13 protein-coding genes are annotated in these 15,603 nt (G+C 70.1%); 3 read left to right on the top strand and 10 right to left on the bottom strand.

The genetic code is table 11. The features are described 5' to 3' along the window. Positions 1–2 precede the first annotated feature (2 nt). The 4 genes from ribH to ribD are packed head-to-tail and all read right to left on the bottom strand — an operon-like array spanning position 3 to position 3,515. On the bottom strand, positions 3–482 hold the full coding sequence (ribH, locus tag AC0NZN_RS06365) for a 6,7-dimethyl-8-ribityllumazine synthase (protein ID WP_474591439.1): 480 nt from the start codon (positions 480–482) through the stop codon (positions 3–5). Beyond that, a complete protein-coding gene (gene ribA / locus AC0NZN_RS06360; protein WP_474591438.1) occupies positions 479–1,771 on the bottom strand; it encodes a GTP cyclohydrolase II in 1,293 nt (430 codons plus the stop codon). The genes ribH and ribA overlap by 4 nt, the downstream gene beginning before the upstream one ends. Further along, positions 1,768–2,427 (bottom strand): riboflavin synthase, encoded by a 660-nt coding sequence (locus AC0NZN_RS06355; RefSeq protein WP_474591437.1) that lies wholly within the window; start codon positions 2,425–2,427, stop codon positions 1,768–1,770. Before AC0NZN_RS06355 ends, ribA begins: the two co-directional genes overlap by 4 nt. Further along, complete coding sequence (gene ribD / locus AC0NZN_RS06350; RefSeq protein ID WP_474591436.1) at positions 2,427–3,515, bottom strand: bifunctional diaminohydroxyphosphoribosylaminopyrimidine deaminase/5-amino-6-(5-phosphoribosylamino)uracil reductase RibD; 1,089 nt, start codon at positions 3,513–3,515, stop codon at positions 2,427–2,429. Before ribD ends, AC0NZN_RS06355 begins: the two co-directional genes overlap by 1 nt. 357 nt (positions 3,516–3,872) lie before the next feature. Here ribD and AC0NZN_RS06345 point away from each other — a divergent pair, with 357 nt between their 5' ends. Beyond that, the gene (locus AC0NZN_RS06345) at positions 3,873–5,711 is read left to right on the top strand and encodes a glycerol-3-phosphate dehydrogenase/oxidase (protein WP_474591435.1); all 1,839 of its coding nucleotides are present in this window, start codon (positions 3,873–3,875) and stop codon (positions 5,709–5,711) included. 86 nt (positions 5,712–5,797) lie between these two features. Continuing rightward, a complete protein-coding gene (glpK, locus tag AC0NZN_RS06340) occupies positions 5,798–7,294 on the top strand; it encodes a glycerol kinase GlpK (protein WP_474591434.1) in 1,497 nt (498 codons plus the stop codon). Between the two features lie 48 nt (positions 7,295–7,342). Here the strand turns inward: glpK and AC0NZN_RS06335 are convergent, their stop codons facing one another. After that, positions 7,343–8,218, bottom strand: coding sequence for an Fpg/Nei family DNA glycosylase (locus AC0NZN_RS06335; RefSeq protein ID WP_474591433.1), 876 nt, complete (start codon positions 8,216–8,218; stop codon positions 7,343–7,345). Positions 8,219–8,817: 599 nt separating this feature from the next. Here AC0NZN_RS06335 and AC0NZN_RS06330 point away from each other — a divergent pair. Beyond that, positions 8,818–9,402, top strand: a complete 585-nt coding sequence (locus AC0NZN_RS06330) for an endonuclease domain-containing protein (RefSeq protein ID WP_474591432.1) — start codon at positions 8,818–8,820, stop codon at positions 9,400–9,402. A gap of 281 nt (positions 9,403–9,683) precedes the next feature. Here the strand turns inward: AC0NZN_RS06330 and trpS are convergent, their stop codons facing one another. From trpS to sdhA, 5 genes are all read right to left on the bottom strand, one after another. Then, positions 9,684–10,688, bottom strand: coding sequence for a tryptophan--tRNA ligase (trpS, locus tag AC0NZN_RS06325; protein ID WP_474591431.1), 1,005 nt, complete (start codon positions 10,686–10,688; stop codon positions 9,684–9,686). Positions 10,689–10,739: 51 nt separating this feature from the next. Then, positions 10,740–11,582: an exodeoxyribonuclease III gene (locus AC0NZN_RS06320; protein WP_474591430.1), complete on the bottom strand. Its 843-nt coding sequence runs from the start codon at positions 11,580–11,582 to the stop codon at positions 10,740–10,742. A gap of 30 nt (positions 11,583–11,612) precedes the next feature. Continuing rightward, the gene (locus AC0NZN_RS06315; RefSeq protein WP_474591429.1) at positions 11,613–12,911 is read right to left on the bottom strand and encodes a YihY/virulence factor BrkB family protein; all 1,299 of its coding nucleotides are present in this window, start codon (positions 12,909–12,911) and stop codon (positions 11,613–11,615) included. A gap of 80 nt (positions 12,912–12,991) precedes the next feature. Further along, a complete protein-coding gene (locus AC0NZN_RS06310; protein WP_474591428.1) occupies positions 12,992–13,768 on the bottom strand; it encodes a succinate dehydrogenase iron-sulfur subunit in 777 nt (258 codons plus the stop codon). After that, positions 13,768–15,570 carry a succinate dehydrogenase flavoprotein subunit gene (sdhA, locus tag AC0NZN_RS06305; RefSeq protein WP_474591427.1) on the bottom strand — a complete coding sequence of 601 codons (1,803 nt, stop codon included), beginning with the start codon at positions 15,568–15,570 and terminating at the stop codon, positions 13,768–13,770. Before sdhA ends, AC0NZN_RS06310 begins: the two co-directional genes overlap by 1 nt. Between the last annotated feature and the right edge of the window lie 33 nt (positions 15,571–15,603).

Genomic DNA, 15,603 nt, shown 5'->3' with positions numbered 1-15,603 from the left:
CGTCAGGCCTGTGCGCTCAGCTCTCGCAGGGTGAGGGCGGTCCGCAGCGCGGCGTCGGCCGCCTCGGCTCCCTTGTCCTCCTTCGAACCGGGCAGGCCCGCGCGATCGAGGCCCTGCTGCTCGTCGTCGAGGGTGAGCACGCCGAACCCGACGGGCTTGCCCGTGTCGAGCGCGACGCGCGTGAGCCCGTCGGTGGCGGCCGACGACACGAACTCGAAGTGCGGGGTTCCTCCGCGGATGATGACGCCCAGCGCGACGACTGCGTCGGCACCCGCTTCGAGGGCCGCCTTCGCGACGACCGGCAGCTCGAACGACCCGGCGACGCGCACGAGGCGCCACGAGGCGCCGGACGCGTCGAGGATCCGCGCCGCTCCGGCGATCATGCCGTTCGTGATGACCTCGTGCCACGTCCCGGCGACGACGACGACCGACAGACCCGACGCATCTACTCGCTCCTGCTCGGGAGCTCCGTGCCCGCTCACTGCTCGGCCCCCTCGTTGGAGGTTCCTGCGTGCATCTGGGCGAGCGCCTCTTCCAGGTCTCCGTCGGCGATGATGTGGCCCATGCGGTCGCGCTTGGTCGCGAGGTACTGGTGGTTGTTGGGGCCGATGCCGACCAGCAGCGGCACCTGCTCGACGATGTCGAGGCCGAGCTCGCGCAGCTGGTTCACCTTGTCGGTGTTGTTGGTGAGCAGGCGCACCTTCTCCACGCCGAGATCGGCGAGGATGCCGGCGGCCGCGGCGTAGTCCCGCGCATCAGCCGGAAGCCCCAGCGCGAGATTGGCGTCGACCGTGTCGAGGCCGCGCTCCTGAAGGCTGTAGGCGCGCAGCTTGTTGATGAGGCCGATGCCGCGACCCTCGTGACCGCGCATGTAGATGACGACGCCGCCGTCCTGCTCGATCGCATCGAGCGCCGCCTCCAGCTGGGGGCCGCACTCGCACTTGAGCGAGCCGAACGCTTCGCCCGTGAGGCACTCCGAGTGCACCCGGACGAGCGGGGCACTGCCCTGCACCTCGCCTGAGACGACCGCGATGTGGTCGGTGCCGGTCACGCGGTCCTTGTAGGCGAGGAAGCGGAACGACCCGTGCGCCGTCGGCACATGCGCCTCCGCGCGCAGGCTCACCCGGCGCCGGTGCTGTGCACGCTGAGAGGGGTCGCACGGCTCGTGCTCGTCGAGGTACGCGATGAGCTGCTCGATCGTGATGACCGGCACCCCGTCGCGCTCACCGAGCTCGAGGAGCCCGGGCAGGCGCATCATCCCGCCGTCCTCGGCGACCACCTCGCCGATGACGCCGACCGGCTGCAGGCCCGCGAGCCGCATGAGCTCGACCGTCGCCTCGGTGTGGCCGCCCCGCTCGCGCACGCCGCCGTCGACCGCCCGCAGGGGCAGGATGTGCCCAGGACGGATGACGGATGCGGGGGTGGATGCGGGGTTCGCCAGCACGTTCAGCGTGTGAGCGCGGTCGGTCGCGCTGATGCCGGTCGAGATGCGGTCGGCGGCGTCGACACTCACCGTGTACGCCGTGCCCCGCGCATCCTCGTTCACGGACACCATCGGGGGAAGGTCGAGGCGATCCGCCCAGTCGGTCGGCATCGGCGCGCACAGGAACCCGCTCGACCAGCGGACCGCCCACGCGACCCACTCCGGGGTCGCCAGCTCGGCGGAGAGGACGACGTCGCCCTCGTTCTCGCGGTTCTCATCGTCGGCGACGATGACCGGCCGCCCGGCGCGCAGCGCGTCGAGTGCCTCGGGGATCGTGGCAAGGCTCATCGTGAGCCTCCTTCCGTGAAGGCGCCCTCGGGGAGCGCGGGTGCGGCCGGTGCCGCGAAAGAGAGGAGCCGCTGCACGTGGCGCGCCAGGATGTCGGTCTCGAGGTTCACACGCTCGCCCGGTGCGCGCTCACCGAGCGTCGTCGCCGTGAGCGTCTCGGGGATGAGCGAGACCTCGAACCACTGGTCGTCGAGGTCCGCCGGGCTCACGGCGCTGACCGTGAGTGACACGCCGTCGACGGCGATCGAGCCCTTGTCGACGACGAGCGGCGCGAGGTGGCGGGGGAGGCCGACGCGGATGACGCGCCACTGGGCGCCAGGCCGCACCTCCACGATCTCGCCCGTGCCGTCGATGTGACCCTGCACGATGTGGCCGCCGAGGCGGCCGTGCGCGGCCGTCGCGCGCTCGAGGTTGACACGACGCCCCGCCGCGACGCCCTCGAGCGTCGACATGTCGAGCGTCTGCTTCATCACGTCGGCGGTGAACCAGTCGTCGCCCTGGTCGACGACGGTCAGGCAGACGCCGCTCACGGAGATCGAGTCGCCGTGCCCGGCGTCAGACACCGAGAGGGGAGCGCGCACGGTGAGGCGCACGCCGTCTCCCGAGGGCGCGACGGCGGTGACCTCGCCGATCTCCTCCACGATTCCCGTGAACATCAGGCGTCTCCTTCTTCTTGGTCTTCTGGGTGCGATGCGGCCGGGTGCGGTGCGGGCCGGGCGATCACGAGCAGGTCGTCGCCGAGCCGCTCGACGGCTGTGACGGCCAGTCGCCGCGCTTGGGCGATCGTGCCGACCCCGATGTCGCCGAGGGCGAGCCGCCCGCCCCCGAGCAGGACGGGGGCGACATAGGCGAGCACCTCGTCGACCAGGCCCTCGCGCAGGAACGCGGAGGCGAGCGCCGGCCCGCCTTCGACGAACACGCGCTGGATGCCGCGCTCCCGCAGGGCTTCGAGCACCGGGCGCAGCTCGGGGCCGTCGAAGAACAGCGGCTCGTGCGGGTGGCGCCGGAGCGCGGCATCCGCCGGCGTCTCACGGGTCCCGATGACGACCGGAACGGGCTGCGACTCGAGGAGCCCTCCATCGGCGCTGCGGGCGGTCAGGGCGGGGTCGTCCGCGAGCACCGTGCCCGTGCCGACCACGATCGCGTCGGCGAGGGCGCGGCGGCGGTGGACGTCCTCGCGCGCGGCCGGCCCGGTGATCCACTGGCTCGTGCCGTCGTCGGCGGCCGCGCGGCCGTCGAGGCTCTGCGCCCACTTGACCGTGACGGACGGACGGCCGAGCCGCTGCACCTCGAGCCACGAGTCGAGCAGCGCCGACGCCTCGGTGGCGCCGACACCGGACTCGACCTCGACGCCGGCGGCCCGAAGCCGGTCGGCTCCGCCCGAGGAGTGATCGCCGGGGTCAGCGATGGCATAGACGACGCGGGCCACGCCGGCCTCGATGAGCGCGACGGCGCACGGGCCGGTGCGGCCGGTGTGGTTGCACGGCTCCAGGGTCACGACGGCCGTGGCCCCGCGGGCTGCTCCCGGCGCGAGCCGGGAGAGCGCGTCGACCTCGGCGTGGGGCGTGCCCGCGCCGCGATGCCAGCCCTCGGCGAGCACGCCGCCGTCGGGGGCGAGGATCACGGCGCCCACCTGCGGGTTGACGCCGCGGGGACCGCGCCGCGCGAGCTCGAGCGCGCGTGCCATCGCCGCACGCTCGACGTGGGCGCGATGCTCGCGCCGCTCGACGTCGGTTGCCGTCATCCGTCTTCCTGTCGTGTCTTCGTGACCGGGTCTGTGACGGTGTCGACGGCGGGCAATGCGGCTGCCGTCGTGCTGCCTCCCATCCGGACTCGCGGGCCGCAGTCCTCGGACTGCCGCACACATCACCGTCGGTCCCGGAATTCCACCGGATCGGCCTCGGCGCCGCCCCTCCCGGAGAGGGGAGCGCCTCGGTTCGCGGACTGTCACCGCCGGTTCGGATTCTCACCGACCCCGGAGCACGTTTTCGTTCTGCTCCCAGTCTAGTAATCGCGGGCGACGCCGTTTCATTCCGTGTCGCCTGTGGGACGGCCGTGGGTGCTCTCAGACCCCGTAGCCTTGAGGTGGGGAAGGGGAATCATGTCCGTCCGTTCTGGGGAAAAGCAGCACGACCCGATCGCAGAGGGATTCGACGCGCTCAAGGCCCGCCCGTACGCCGAGGTCCTGATCATCGGCGGAGGCATCAACGGCATCGCGACGTTCCGCGACCTCGCGCTGCAGGGCGTCGACGTCGCTCTCGTCGAGCGCGGCGACTTCGTCAGCGGCGCCTCCGCCGCGTCGTCGCACATGATCCACGGCGGCATCCGCTATCTCGAGAACGGCGAGTTCCGGCTCGTCCACGAAGCTGTCACCGAGCGCAACGCGCTCCTGCGCACCGCCCCGCACTTCGTCCGCCCGCTGCAGACCACCATCCCGATCTTCTCGACCTTCTCGGGCGTCATCGGCGCGCCGCTGCGCTTCCTCCGCCACGGGTCGGGAAGGCCCGCCGAGCGCGGCGGCATCCTCATCAAGATCGGGCTCGTCATCTACGACTCGTTCTCACGCGGGCTCTTCCGGGTGAGCGGCGTGGTCCCGCGGCACGCGTTCCACGGTCGGGCCCAGTCGCTGCGCGACCTCCCCGACCTGAGCCCCGACGTGAAGTACACGGCGACCTACTGGGACGCCTCGCTCCATGATCCCGAGCGGCTGGCGCTCGACCTCGTCCGGGACGGTCTGGCGGCCGGGGCCCGCACGAGATCGGGGGATGCGGCGCACCGCACCGCCCGCACCGCCAACTACACCGCGGCGGTGGCGGTCAAGGACGGCCGCGTCGTGCTGCGCGACGTCGAATCGGGAGAGGAGACCGGGTTCGCGGCATCCGTCGTCGTCAACGCCTCCGGACCCTGGACCGACGTCACGAACGCCGCCCTCGGCAGCCCCACCCGCTTCATGGGGGGCACGAAGGGCTCGCACATCGTGCTCGATCACCCCCGCCTGCTGGCTGCCACCGGCGGGCGCGAGCTCTTCTTCGAGCACAGCGACGGCCGCATCGTGCTGATCTACCCGCTCAAGGGCCGCGTCCTCGTCGGCACGACCGACATCGACCACGACATGGCCGACCCGATCGTGTGCACCGAGGAGGAGGTCGACTACTTCATCGACCTCATCGCGCACGTGCTGCCGGAGATCCCCGTCGACCGCTCGCAGATCGTCCACCGGTTCGCGGGTGTGCGCCCGCTGCCGCGCCACGACGACGTGTCGCCGGGCTTCGTCTCGCGCGACTACCGCATCGAGCAGGCACCGCTGGAGGAGGGAACGGCGCCCACGGCCACGGTCCTGAGCCTCGTCGGAGGCAAGTGGACCACGTTCCGCGCCTCGGCGGAGCACCTCGCAGACCGGGTGCTCGGCCTGCTCGCGCGCTCGCGCGTGCGCTCGACGAGGGGCCTCGCGATCGGCGGCGGCCGCGGATACCCGACGACCGAGCGCGCCCGCCGTCAGTGGATCGTCGGCCACCCCGCTGTCTCCGGCGCCCGTGCCTCCGTGCTTCTCGACCGGTACGGCACCGTGGCCGCGGACGTCATCCGTGCGATCGCGGCGGATCCGACGGATGCGCCGCTGGCCGCGGCTCCGGCGTACTCCACGGGCGAGCTCCGCCACCTCGCCCGCGCCGAGCAGGTCGTCCATCTGGACGACATGCTGATGCGGCGCACGAGCATCGCCTTCACCGGCGGTGCCACCGCCGAGGCGGCGACCGAGATCGCCGAGGCGATCGCCCCTGTTCTGGGGTGGGATGCCGCACGCCAGGCGTTCGAGGTCGAGCGCGGACTCTCGAAGGTCAACGCCGCCGTGCCCGCGGCTCCCGAGGCGGCCGCGCACGACGACGCGTCGGGCAGCGACGACGGCGGCACGCTGACCGGTCCCATCCCGCTCACCCGCTAACACCCGTGCTGATCGACGGCTGGGGGCCGGCGCCGCGATAGCCTGGCGGGGCCGCGCGGGGTGCGGCATCCATTCGAGGAGGCGACGTGGCCGAGCATGTGATGGCGATCGATCAGGGGACGACGTCCACGCGGGCGATCGTGTTCGATCGGCAGGGGGAAATCGTCGCGACGGCTCAGCGCGAGCACGCGCAGATCTTCCCGCAGGCCGGATGGGTCGAGCACGACCCGGTCGAGATCTGGACCAACACGGAGTGGGTCGTCTCGCACGCGCTCGGCAAGGCGCGGCTGCACGCGGCCGATCTCGCGGGCATCGGCGTGACGAACCAACGGGAGACGGCGATCGTGTGGGATCGCCGCACGGGGCGTCCGGTGTACAACGCCGTCGTGTGGCAGGACACCCGGACACAGGACCGCCTCGATCGCCTCGCCGACCGGGCCGAGCGGATCACCGGGATCACGGGCCTCCCGCTGGCGACGTACTTCTCCGCCTCCAAGCTCGCGTGGATCCTCGACAACGTCCCGGGTGCGCGCGACGCGGCCGAGTCGGGGGACATCCTCTTCGGCACGCCCGACACATGGATCGTCTGGAACCTCACCGGCGGGCCCTCCGGCGGCGAGCACGTCACCGATGTCACGAACGCGAGCCGCACGCTGCTGATGGACCTCACGACGCTCGACTGGTCCGACGAGCTCCTGGGGGTGTGGGACATCCCGCGCGCCATGCTTCCCGCCATCCGATCCTCCTCGGAGGTCGTCGGGACGGCTCAGCTGCCCGCCGTGGTGCGCGGTGTACCGGTCGCCGGCATCCTCGGCGACCAGCAGGCTGCGGCCTTCGGTCAGGCCGCATTCGACGAGGGCCAATCGAAGAACACATACGGCACCGGCAACTTCCTGCTCGTGAACACGGGCACCCGGCTCGTGCGCAGCACGCACGGGCTCATCACGACGGTCGCGTACCGGTGCGGGACGGATGCGGTGCACTACGCGCTGGAGGGCTCGATCGCCGTCACGGGGTCGCTCGTGCAGTGGCTGCGCGACAACCTCGGCATCATCAAGACCTCGCAGGAGGTGCAGACGCTCGCCGAATCCGTGGACGACAACGGCGGTGCGTACTTCGTCCCGGCCTTCTCAGGCCTGTTCGCGCCATACTGGCGGCCGGATGCGCGCGGCGTGCTCGTCGGCCTCACGCGCTACGTCACCAAGGCGCACATCGCGCGGGCGGCCCTGGAGTCCACCGCCTTCCAGACGCGCGACGTCCTGGAGGCCGTCACCGCCGACACCGGGCGCGAGCTCGACGAGCTGCGCGTGGACGGCGGGATGACGCACAACGACCTGCTCGTGCAGTTCCAGGCCGACATCCTCGGCATCCCCGTCGTCCGCCCGTCGGTCGTCGAGACGACGGCCCTCGGCGCCGCCTATGCGGCCGGACTCGCGACGGGGCTGTGGGCGGGCCTAGACGACCTGCGCGCGCACTGGCAGGAGGACCGCCGCTTCGAGCCGGTCATGCCGGTCGAGGAGCGCGAGCAGCGCCACCGCACGTGGCAGAAGGCCGTCTCGAAATCCCTCGACTGGGTCGAGTGACCCGTCAACCGTCGCTCTGGAAGAGTGGCGAGGCAGTCGAGGCGTCCCTCATTTCAGCAGGCGCGAGAGTCGACGGTCCGCGAGGATCTTCCCGCCCGTCTGGCACGTCGGGCAGTACTCCAGCGAGTTGTCGGCGAAGAAGACGCTCCGGACGGTGTCGCCGCACACCGGGCAGGTCTCGCCGCGGCGGCCGTGCACCTGCATCCCTCGGCGCTTCGCATCCTTGAGATCGGCCGGGGGCTTGCCCGTCGCCTCCGCGACGGCATCCGTCAGAGTCGAGATCGTCGCCGCGTACAGCCGGTCGACGTCCTCGTCGGTCAGCGACGAGGCCAGGGCGTACGGTGACATCTTCGCGGCGTGCAGGATCTCATCGGAGTACGCGTTGCCGATGCCGGCGACGATCGACTGGTCGCGCAGCACCCCTTTGATCTGGGTGCGTCGACCCGCGAGCATCCCCGCGAGCACGTCCCGCGTGAACGACGGATCGAGCGGGTCCGGTCCGAGCCGCGCGACGCCCGGAACATCGGATGCCTCGCGCACGACGTAGAACGCGAGCGACTTCTTCGTTCCGGCTTCGGTCAGATCGAACCCCGAGCCGTCGGCGAGCGCGACCCGCAGCGCAATGGGTGTGCGGCCGGGCTTGATGAGCGTCGTCGGAAGCTGGTCGTACCACCGCAGCCACCCGGCCTTGGCCAGGTGGAAGACGAGGTGGGGGCCGGCCGCCCCGTCCTTCGCCGTCGAGATGTCGAGGAACTTGCCGTGGCGCGAGACGCCGGTGATCTCGGCATCCTTCAGGGCCTCCACGGGAGGGTCGTAGGTCTTCAGGGCCGCGATGTTGGCGACCATCGCCCGCACGATGCGCACGCCGGTCGTGCGCCCGCCGAGGAAGTCGACGAGCCCCTGCACCTCCGGCATCTCGGGCATGCGCCCATCCTGGCACGCTCCACGGACGCGGGGGAGGCCGTCGTCCTGTCCCTCGGTCGTGACGGATGTACCGCGGCCGGCCGCCACGTGCCCGATCTCAGTCTTCTTCTCATCTCGATCGTCGGCCGTCCCGGAATCACGGGGAGGACCGACGGCGGGCACCGGGTCGAGACTGAGAACGGGCTCATCCATCGTCTGGCGAGAGCGGACGCGGATCCTCCACAGCGCGGTCATCGAACGGCCTTTCAACCTCGAGCGGGTCGCGTATCGCGGACCATCTGCCCGCAGCGACGATCTGAAGGATGGTGCTACCCGACATCGCAGCGACGCGAGCGGAACTGCGCAGTCGAGGGATGACCCGGCGGTCGATAAGTCGAGCGATAGCCGACGGCGATCTCATCCGAGCGCATCGAGACTGCTATCTCCCTGGCGACACTCCGGACGAGATTGTGAAGGCCATTCGCGTCGGCGGCCTCCTGACGTGTCTCAGCGCTCTGCGGCGTATGGGCGTCTTCGTGGCCACTCCGCCCGCTGCGATCCACGTGCAGATCGATCGCGGAAGCAGCCGACTACGCTCGGCCGACATACGTGACGGCCCCTTGCCCGAACGAGCGCGACGCCGCGAGACGCTGCACTGGGGCTCACTCGCGCGTCCTGCGGAGGTCGCAGAGGGATGCGTCGGTCCTATCGATGCCCTCATCCATGCCGTGCTCTGTCAGGAGCCGCGCCACGCGATCGCCACGCTGGACAGCGCTCTTCATCTCGGCGTGATCGCCCCTCGTGACCTGGACGCGATCTTCGCCGCCTTGCCTGCGTGTAAGCGGGTGCTTCGACCCCTCCTCGACGGGCGTGCCGAAGCGGGATCCGAGACGCTCGTGCGCCTGATCGCGCTGCTGCTGGGCTGCCAGGTCGAACTTCAGGTGCACTTCGAGCTCCCGCATGGGAGCGCGCGGGTGGACCTTCTCGTCGACGGCTGGCTGATCGTCGAGTGCGACAGCAAGGAGTTCCACTCCAGTTGGGGTCAGCAGGCGAAGGATCGGACCCGCGACGCGGCGCTCGCCGCCCTCGGCTACCCGACGCTTCGGTTGACCGCGTCGATGATCCTCTATCAGCACGAGAGCGTCGTCGACGCGTTGCGCGGTCTCGTCGACAGTCGTCGTCGAATGGATGCGTCTGAGCGGTGACCTGTCGCGCCGACGCGGTGCGCTGACTTGGACGCCCGACGGGTGCCGTGAGCCGCAGGCCCGACCTGCGCCGGTGAGCCGCAGGCCTGACCTGCGCCGGTGAGCCGCAGGCTCGACCTGCGCCGGTGATCCCGCGGTGACGTGTGTACCCGTTCTCAGTCTGTGTTCGCCTGCGACGACCGGATCATGCCGAGTTCTCGCTTGCCGCCGACAGAAGCCGGCGCCTCAGACTGAGAACGGGTACCCCTGGCGGAGTCGGGGCCGGCTCGAGCCGAGGCAGGTCAGACGCGGCGGAGGAGTCCGACCCGGTCGTAGACGTCGGAGAGTGTCGCGTTGGCGACCTCCTCCGCGCGCCCGGCGTTCTGGGCGAGCACACGGTCGAGTTCGGCCGGGTCGTCGAGCATCGCCAGGGCGCGCTCGCGCACCGGCCCGAACTCCTCGACCACGACCTCGGCGAGGCCCTTCTTGAAGTCTCCGTAGCCGCGGCCGGCGTACTCGTCCTCGATCGACGGGATCTGGCGGCCGGTCAGCGCTGCGTAGATCACCAGCAGGTTCGACACCCCGGGCTTCGATTCGCGGTTGTAGCGCACGGAGCCCTCGCTGTCGGTCACCGCGCGCATGACCTTCTTCGCCGAGACCGCCGGGTCGTCGAGCATCCACAGGACGCCGGCATCTGACTCCGCCGACTTCGACATCTTGGCCGTCGGGTTCTGCAGGTCGTAGATGCGGGCCGTCTCCTTCTGGATGACGGGCGTCGGCACGCGGAACGTCTCACCGAAGCGCGAGTTGAACCGCTCAGCGAGGTCGCGGGTGAGCTCGACGTGCTGCTTCTGGTCGTCGCCGACGGGCACGATGTCGGTCTGGTACAGCAGGATGTCGGCGGCCATCAGCACCGGGTAGGTGAAGAGGCCGACCGAGGTGGCATCGGCGCCGTAGCGCTGCGACTTGTCCTTGAACTGTGTCATCCGGCCGGCCTCGCCGAAGCCTGTGACCGTCGAGAGGATCCACGCCAGCTCGGCGTGCGCGGGAACGTGCGACTGCACGTACAGGGTGGACCTCGACGGCTCGATGCCGGCCGCGATGTACTGCGCGGCCGTGCGACGGGTCTTGGCGCGCAGCTCGTGCGGGTCGTTCGGCTGCGTCAGGGCGTGGAGGTCGACGACCGAGAAGAACGCCTCGTAGGACTCCTGGAGGTCGCGCCACTGCATCAGGGCCCCGATGTAGTTGCCGATCTGGAGGGAGTCGGCCGAGGGCTGCATTCCTGAGTAGAGGCGCGGTTTGGTCACCCGACGAGTCTAGGGGAGGGCCTTCGGCCCCTACCGTCCGGGTGCGCCCGCTCAGTCCCCGATCGTGTAGTCCGCCACGACCGGAGCGTGGTCGCTCCACCGGGTGTCCCAGGAGGGCGCTCGCACGATGCGATAGTCCGTCACGCGCTCGGCGAGCTCGGGGGTCGCCAGGTGGTAGTCGATACGCCAGCCTGTGTCGTTGTCGAATGCGCGGCCGCGCATGGACCACCACGAGTAGGGCCCGTCGACCTCGCCGGCCCAGCGGCGTCCGACGTCCACCCAGCCGAGCCCCACGCCCGTCGAACCGTCCGCGCCCGTGACCTCGCCGTCCCCGAGGAAGCGGTCGAAGTACGCGCGCTCGCGGGGCAGGAAGCCCGCCTTCTTGACGTTGCCCTTCCAGTTGCGGATGTCGAGTTCGCGGTGGCCGACGTTCAGGTCGCCCATGACGAGCGCGAGCGGCGACTCGGCCCGCAGCACGGGCAGCCGTGCCTCCATCGCATCCAGGAACGCGTACTTGAGGTCTTGCTTGGGCGTGTCCGCCTCACCGGTGTGGACGTACGCACTCACGACCGTCAGGCGTTCGCCGTCGATGTCGAAGGATGCCTCGAGCCACCGGCCGGCGGAGTCCACGGTGTCATCGCCGAGGGTCGGAACGAGCGCGCTCGGCGTCATGCGGGAAACGACTGCGACACCGGCCCGGCCTTTCGCGACGGCCTCTTCGTTCACGATCGTCCACCCGGGGAGTGCGACGGCGAGCTCCTCCGCCGTGGCGCGCACCTCCTGCAGCGCCATGATGTCGATGTCGGCATCGGCGAGCCACTCGAGCATGCCCTTGCGGGTCGCCGCCCGGATCCCGTTGACGTTGATGGCGGCGATGCGTACGCGGCGTGGCATGTGTGCCAGCCTAGCGAGGGGCTCCGACGTTCACGGCTGTCGCGGGTCGCCCGGACTCTGCCCCCGCGGCCCGTGGTGCGCGCCGGCCGCGGCGGCCACTGCGGGGGTCGCCGCCTCGACCTGCTCGAGCTCGTCCTCGGCCTCTCGCATCGCGCGGTCCGCCGCCCAGCGCCGGTACCACGGAGCTGTCGCGCGGGCCTCCTGCGCCGTGCGCAGCCGCACCCGCGCGGCCACCAGCAGAGCTCTGTGTTCGGCGGCGAGGCGCTCCGCCTCGGTGACGGGCAGGAGCGGGATGTGGTTGTCCTTCGCCGCGACGGCGATCCATGATGCGGCCACCAGCAGCACGATCCCGATGAGGCGGAACCACAGGAGCAGGACGATGGCGGCGGCGAACGACGCGAGCAGGGGATTGGACGGGGTGTACGCGAGGAAGAGACCGAAGCCGAGCTGCAGCAGGGTCGTCGCACTCGCCCCGAGCACGGCACCCGGCATGATGCGACGCCACGACAGCTTGGTCCCGGTGAGGAACCGGAACAGGCCTGCCATCAGGAGGATGTTCACGACGAGCAACGCCACCACCGTGAGCAGCTGGATCGTCACCGCCGAGGCCTTCGAGGTGTTGCTGAGCCCGATCAAGTCGAACGTGAACTGGAGGGCCCACGTGCCGAGGGTGAGGAGCACAGTGCCGAGGAAGAGACCCGCGCCGAAGACGAGCGCAGCCATCAGGTCGAGCGTCTTCAGCCAGAAGTAGTTGCGCCGGTCGGGGGGGATACCGAAGACCCCGCGAACCGCCCGCCGTGCGTAGGAGATCGCGCTGATGGCGGTCCATACGAGGGTGCCGAGGGCGATGACGCCCGTGATCGTGAGCGTGCTGGAGTTCTGGCTCACGATCTCCTGCACCTGATGAGGCTTGATGAGGCCGTTCTCGTCAATGAGCCCGGGGATGAAGTTGTTGATGATGTCGGTGATCGCGGCCGCCGCGTTCGCGCTGTCGCCGAGCCACACGCCGGCGATCGCGAACACGACGTAGATCGCCGCGAAGCCGGCGAACAGCGCCTGGTAGCTCACGCCCGCGGCGAGGATGAAGCCGTCGTGCTGCAGGAAGTTCCGCCAGACGCGCACGGGGAACCAGGCGAGCGTCCGCTGCGTGAGAGCGGTCGCGCGCGCGATCGGCTGGTCGAACCGCTGCCGCAGCGTCTCCTGCCGCTCGTCGAACCGCGCCCGGAGGTCCTTCTCGTCGCGCTCGGCCTGCGCCGCCGCCGTGCGCGACGACTCGGCGCCGTCTCCCGGTGAGGAGGCAGCGCCGTGCGGGACCCCAGGACGGCTCACGGAGTCAGATTAGCGACTCGCGGACGCCGCATCCGTCGTCGTCGCGGCGAACGCCCCGGCGACGACTCCCGACGAGCAGGTCAGCGACCGCGCAGGACGGCCTGCTTGACCTCGGCGATCGCCTTCGTCACCTCGATGCCGCGCGGGCACGCCTCGGTGCAGTTGAAGGTCGTGCGGCAGCGCCACACGCCTTCCTTGTCGTTGAGGATGTCCAGGCGCACATCACCCGCGTCGTCGCGAGAGTCGAAGATGAACCGGTGCGCGTTGACGATCGCGGCGGGCCCGAAGTACTGGCCGTCCGTCCAGAACACGGGGCACGATGAGGTGCACGCGGCGCACAGGATGCACTTCGTGGTGTCGTCGAAGCGCTCGCGCTCGGCGACCGACTGGATGCGCTCCTTGCCCGCCTCGGGCTTCGAGTCCGCGATGAGGAACGGCTTGACGTCCCGGTACGCCGCGAAGAACGGGTCCATGTCGACGACGAGGTCCTTCTCCAGCGGCAGACCCTTGATCGCCTCGACGTAGATCGGCTTCGAGATGTCGAGGTCCTTGATCAGCGTCTTGCAGGCGAGGCGGTTGCGGCCGTTGATGCGCATCGCATCCGACCCGCAGATGCCGTGGGCGCAGGAGCGTCGGAACGTGAGCGACCCGTCGACCTCCCACTTGATGGTGTGCAGCGCGTCGAGCACGCGGTCGGTCGAGTACACCTCGACGTCGTAGTCCACCCAGCGCGGCTCCTCGTCCACCTCCGGGTTGAAGCGGCGGATGATGAACGTGACGAGGAACGACTGGATGCCGGTGTCCGCGGTCGTCTCCTCGACTGCGGCGACGGCGTCCGGAGCGACAACGGTCGACATCAGTACTTCCTCTCCATCGGCTGGTAGCGGGTCACGACGACCGGTTTCCAGTCGAGCGTGATGTGGTCTTCGGCATCCGACGAGTGCGCGTCCCCGGTGAGGTAGGCCATCGTGTGCTGCATGTAGTTCTCGTCGTCCCGCTTCGGGAAGTCGTCGCGCATGTGGCCGCCGCGGCTCTCCTTGCGGTTGCGGGCCGTGTAGACGACGACCTCCGCCAGGTCGAGGAGGAAGCCGAGCTCGACGGCCTCGAGCAGGTCGGTGTTGTACCGCTTGCCCTTGTCGTCCACGTGCACGTTCAGGTAGCGGGTGCGCAGCTCCTCGATGGTGTCGAGCACCTCGCCGAGCGACTCGTCGGTGCGGAACACCTGCGCCTTGCGGTCCATCTCGTCCTGCAGGGTCTTGCGGAGGACGGCGATGCGCTCCGTGCCCGCGTTGTTGCGCAGGCCCTCGATCATGTCGTGGACGGCCTTCGCCGGGTTCTCCGGCAGCGGCACGAACTCCGCGGTCTTGACGTACTCGACCGCGTTGCGGCCGGCGCGCTTGCCGAAGACATTGATGTCGAGCAGCGAGTTCGTGCCGAGCCGGTTCGAGCCGTGCACCGACACGCACGCGCACTCGCCGGCGGCATACAGGCCCGGCACGACGGTCGTGTTGTCGGAGAGGACCTCGGCGTTGTTGTTGGTCGGGATGCCGCCCATCGCGTAGTGCGCGGTCGGCATGACGGGCACCGGCTCGACCACGGGGTCGACGCCCAGGTAGGTGCGGGCGAATTCCGTGATGTCGGGGAGCTTCGTCTCCAGCACCTCGGCGCCCAGGTGCGTGCAGTCCAGCAGCACGTAGTCTCGGTGCGGACCGGCGCCGCGGCCCTCCGCGACCTCCTGGACCATGCAGCGGCTGACGATGTCACGCGGCGCGAGGTCCTTGATCGTCGGGGCGTAGCGCTCCATGAAGCGCTCACCGCTCGCGTTGCGCAGGATCGCTCCCTCACCGCGGGCGCCCTCAGTGAGGAGGATGCCGAGTCCGGCCAGGCCGGTCGGGTGGAACTGGAAGAACTCCATGTCCTCGAGGGGCAGGCCCTTGCGCCACACGATGCCGACGCCGTCGCCGGTGAGCGTGTGCGCGTTGGAGGTGGTCTTGAAGATCTTGCCGAAGCCGCCCGTGGCGAAGATGACGGCCTTGGACTGGAAGACGTGCAGGTCTCCCGTCGCCAGCTCGTACGCCACGACTCCGGCGATCTGCTTCTGCGCCCCCTCGCCGACGGTGATGAGGTCGAGCACGTAGAACTCGTTGAAGAAGTTGATGCCGAGCTTCACGCAGTTCTGGAACAGCGTCTGCAGGATCATGTGACCCGTGCGGTCGGCGGCGTAGCATGCCCGCCGGACCGGGGTCTTGCCGTGGTCGGCCGTGTGGCCGCCGAATCGGCGCTGGTCGATCTTGCCCTCGGGCGTGCGGTTGAACGGCAGGCCCATGTTCTCGAGGTCGATGACCGCGTCGATGGCCTCCTTGGCCAGGATCTCCGCCGCATCCTGGTCGACGAGGTAGTCGCCGCCCTTGACGGTGTCGAAGGTGTGCCACTCCCAGGAGTCCTCTTCGACGTTGGCGAGGGCCGCCGCCATGCCGCCCTGCGCCGCGCCCGTGTGCGAGCGCGTGGGGTAGAGCTTGGAGATGACGGCCGTCTTCGCGCCGGGGCCCGCCTCGATGGCTGCCCGCATCCCGGCGCCGCCGGCGCCCACGATGACGATGTCGAACTGGTGGTAGTGGACGCCGTCCTTGACGATCGAATCCGCGGTCTGCGTGCTCACGTGGTGTATGCCCTTGCCTCTACGTCGCTGTTG

This window comes from Microbacterium sp. sgz311019, from assembly GCF_056135325.1.
The sequence above is the reverse complement of the archived record's forward strand: the minus strand, read 5'-3'. Positions and strand labels throughout refer to the sequence as shown.

Coding starts and splice junctions, on each gene's coding strand:
- ribA (WP_474591438.1), bottom strand. CDS start 1,771: ATGAGCCTTGCCACGATCCCCGAGGCACTCGACGCGCTGCGCGCCGGG.
- AC0NZN_RS06355 (WP_474591437.1), bottom strand. CDS start 2,427: ATGTTCACGGGAATCGTGGAGGAGATCGGCGAGGTCACCGCCGTCGCG.
- ribD (WP_474591436.1), bottom strand. CDS start 3,515: ATGACGGCAACCGACGTCGAGCGGCGCGAGCATCGCGCCCACGTCGAG.
- AC0NZN_RS06345 (WP_474591435.1), top strand. CDS start 3,873: ATGTCCGTCCGTTCTGGGGAAAAGCAGCACGACCCGATCGCAGAGGGA.
- AC0NZN_RS06335 (WP_474591433.1), bottom strand. CDS start 8,218: ATGCCCGAGATGCCGGAGGTGCAGGGGCTCGTCGACTTCCTCGGCGGG.
- AC0NZN_RS06320 (WP_474591430.1), bottom strand. CDS start 11,582: ATGCCACGCCGCGTACGCATCGCCGCCATCAACGTCAACGGGATCCGG.
- AC0NZN_RS06310 (WP_474591428.1), bottom strand. CDS start 13,768: ATGTCGACCGTTGTCGCTCCGGACGCCGTCGCCGCAGTCGAGGAGACG.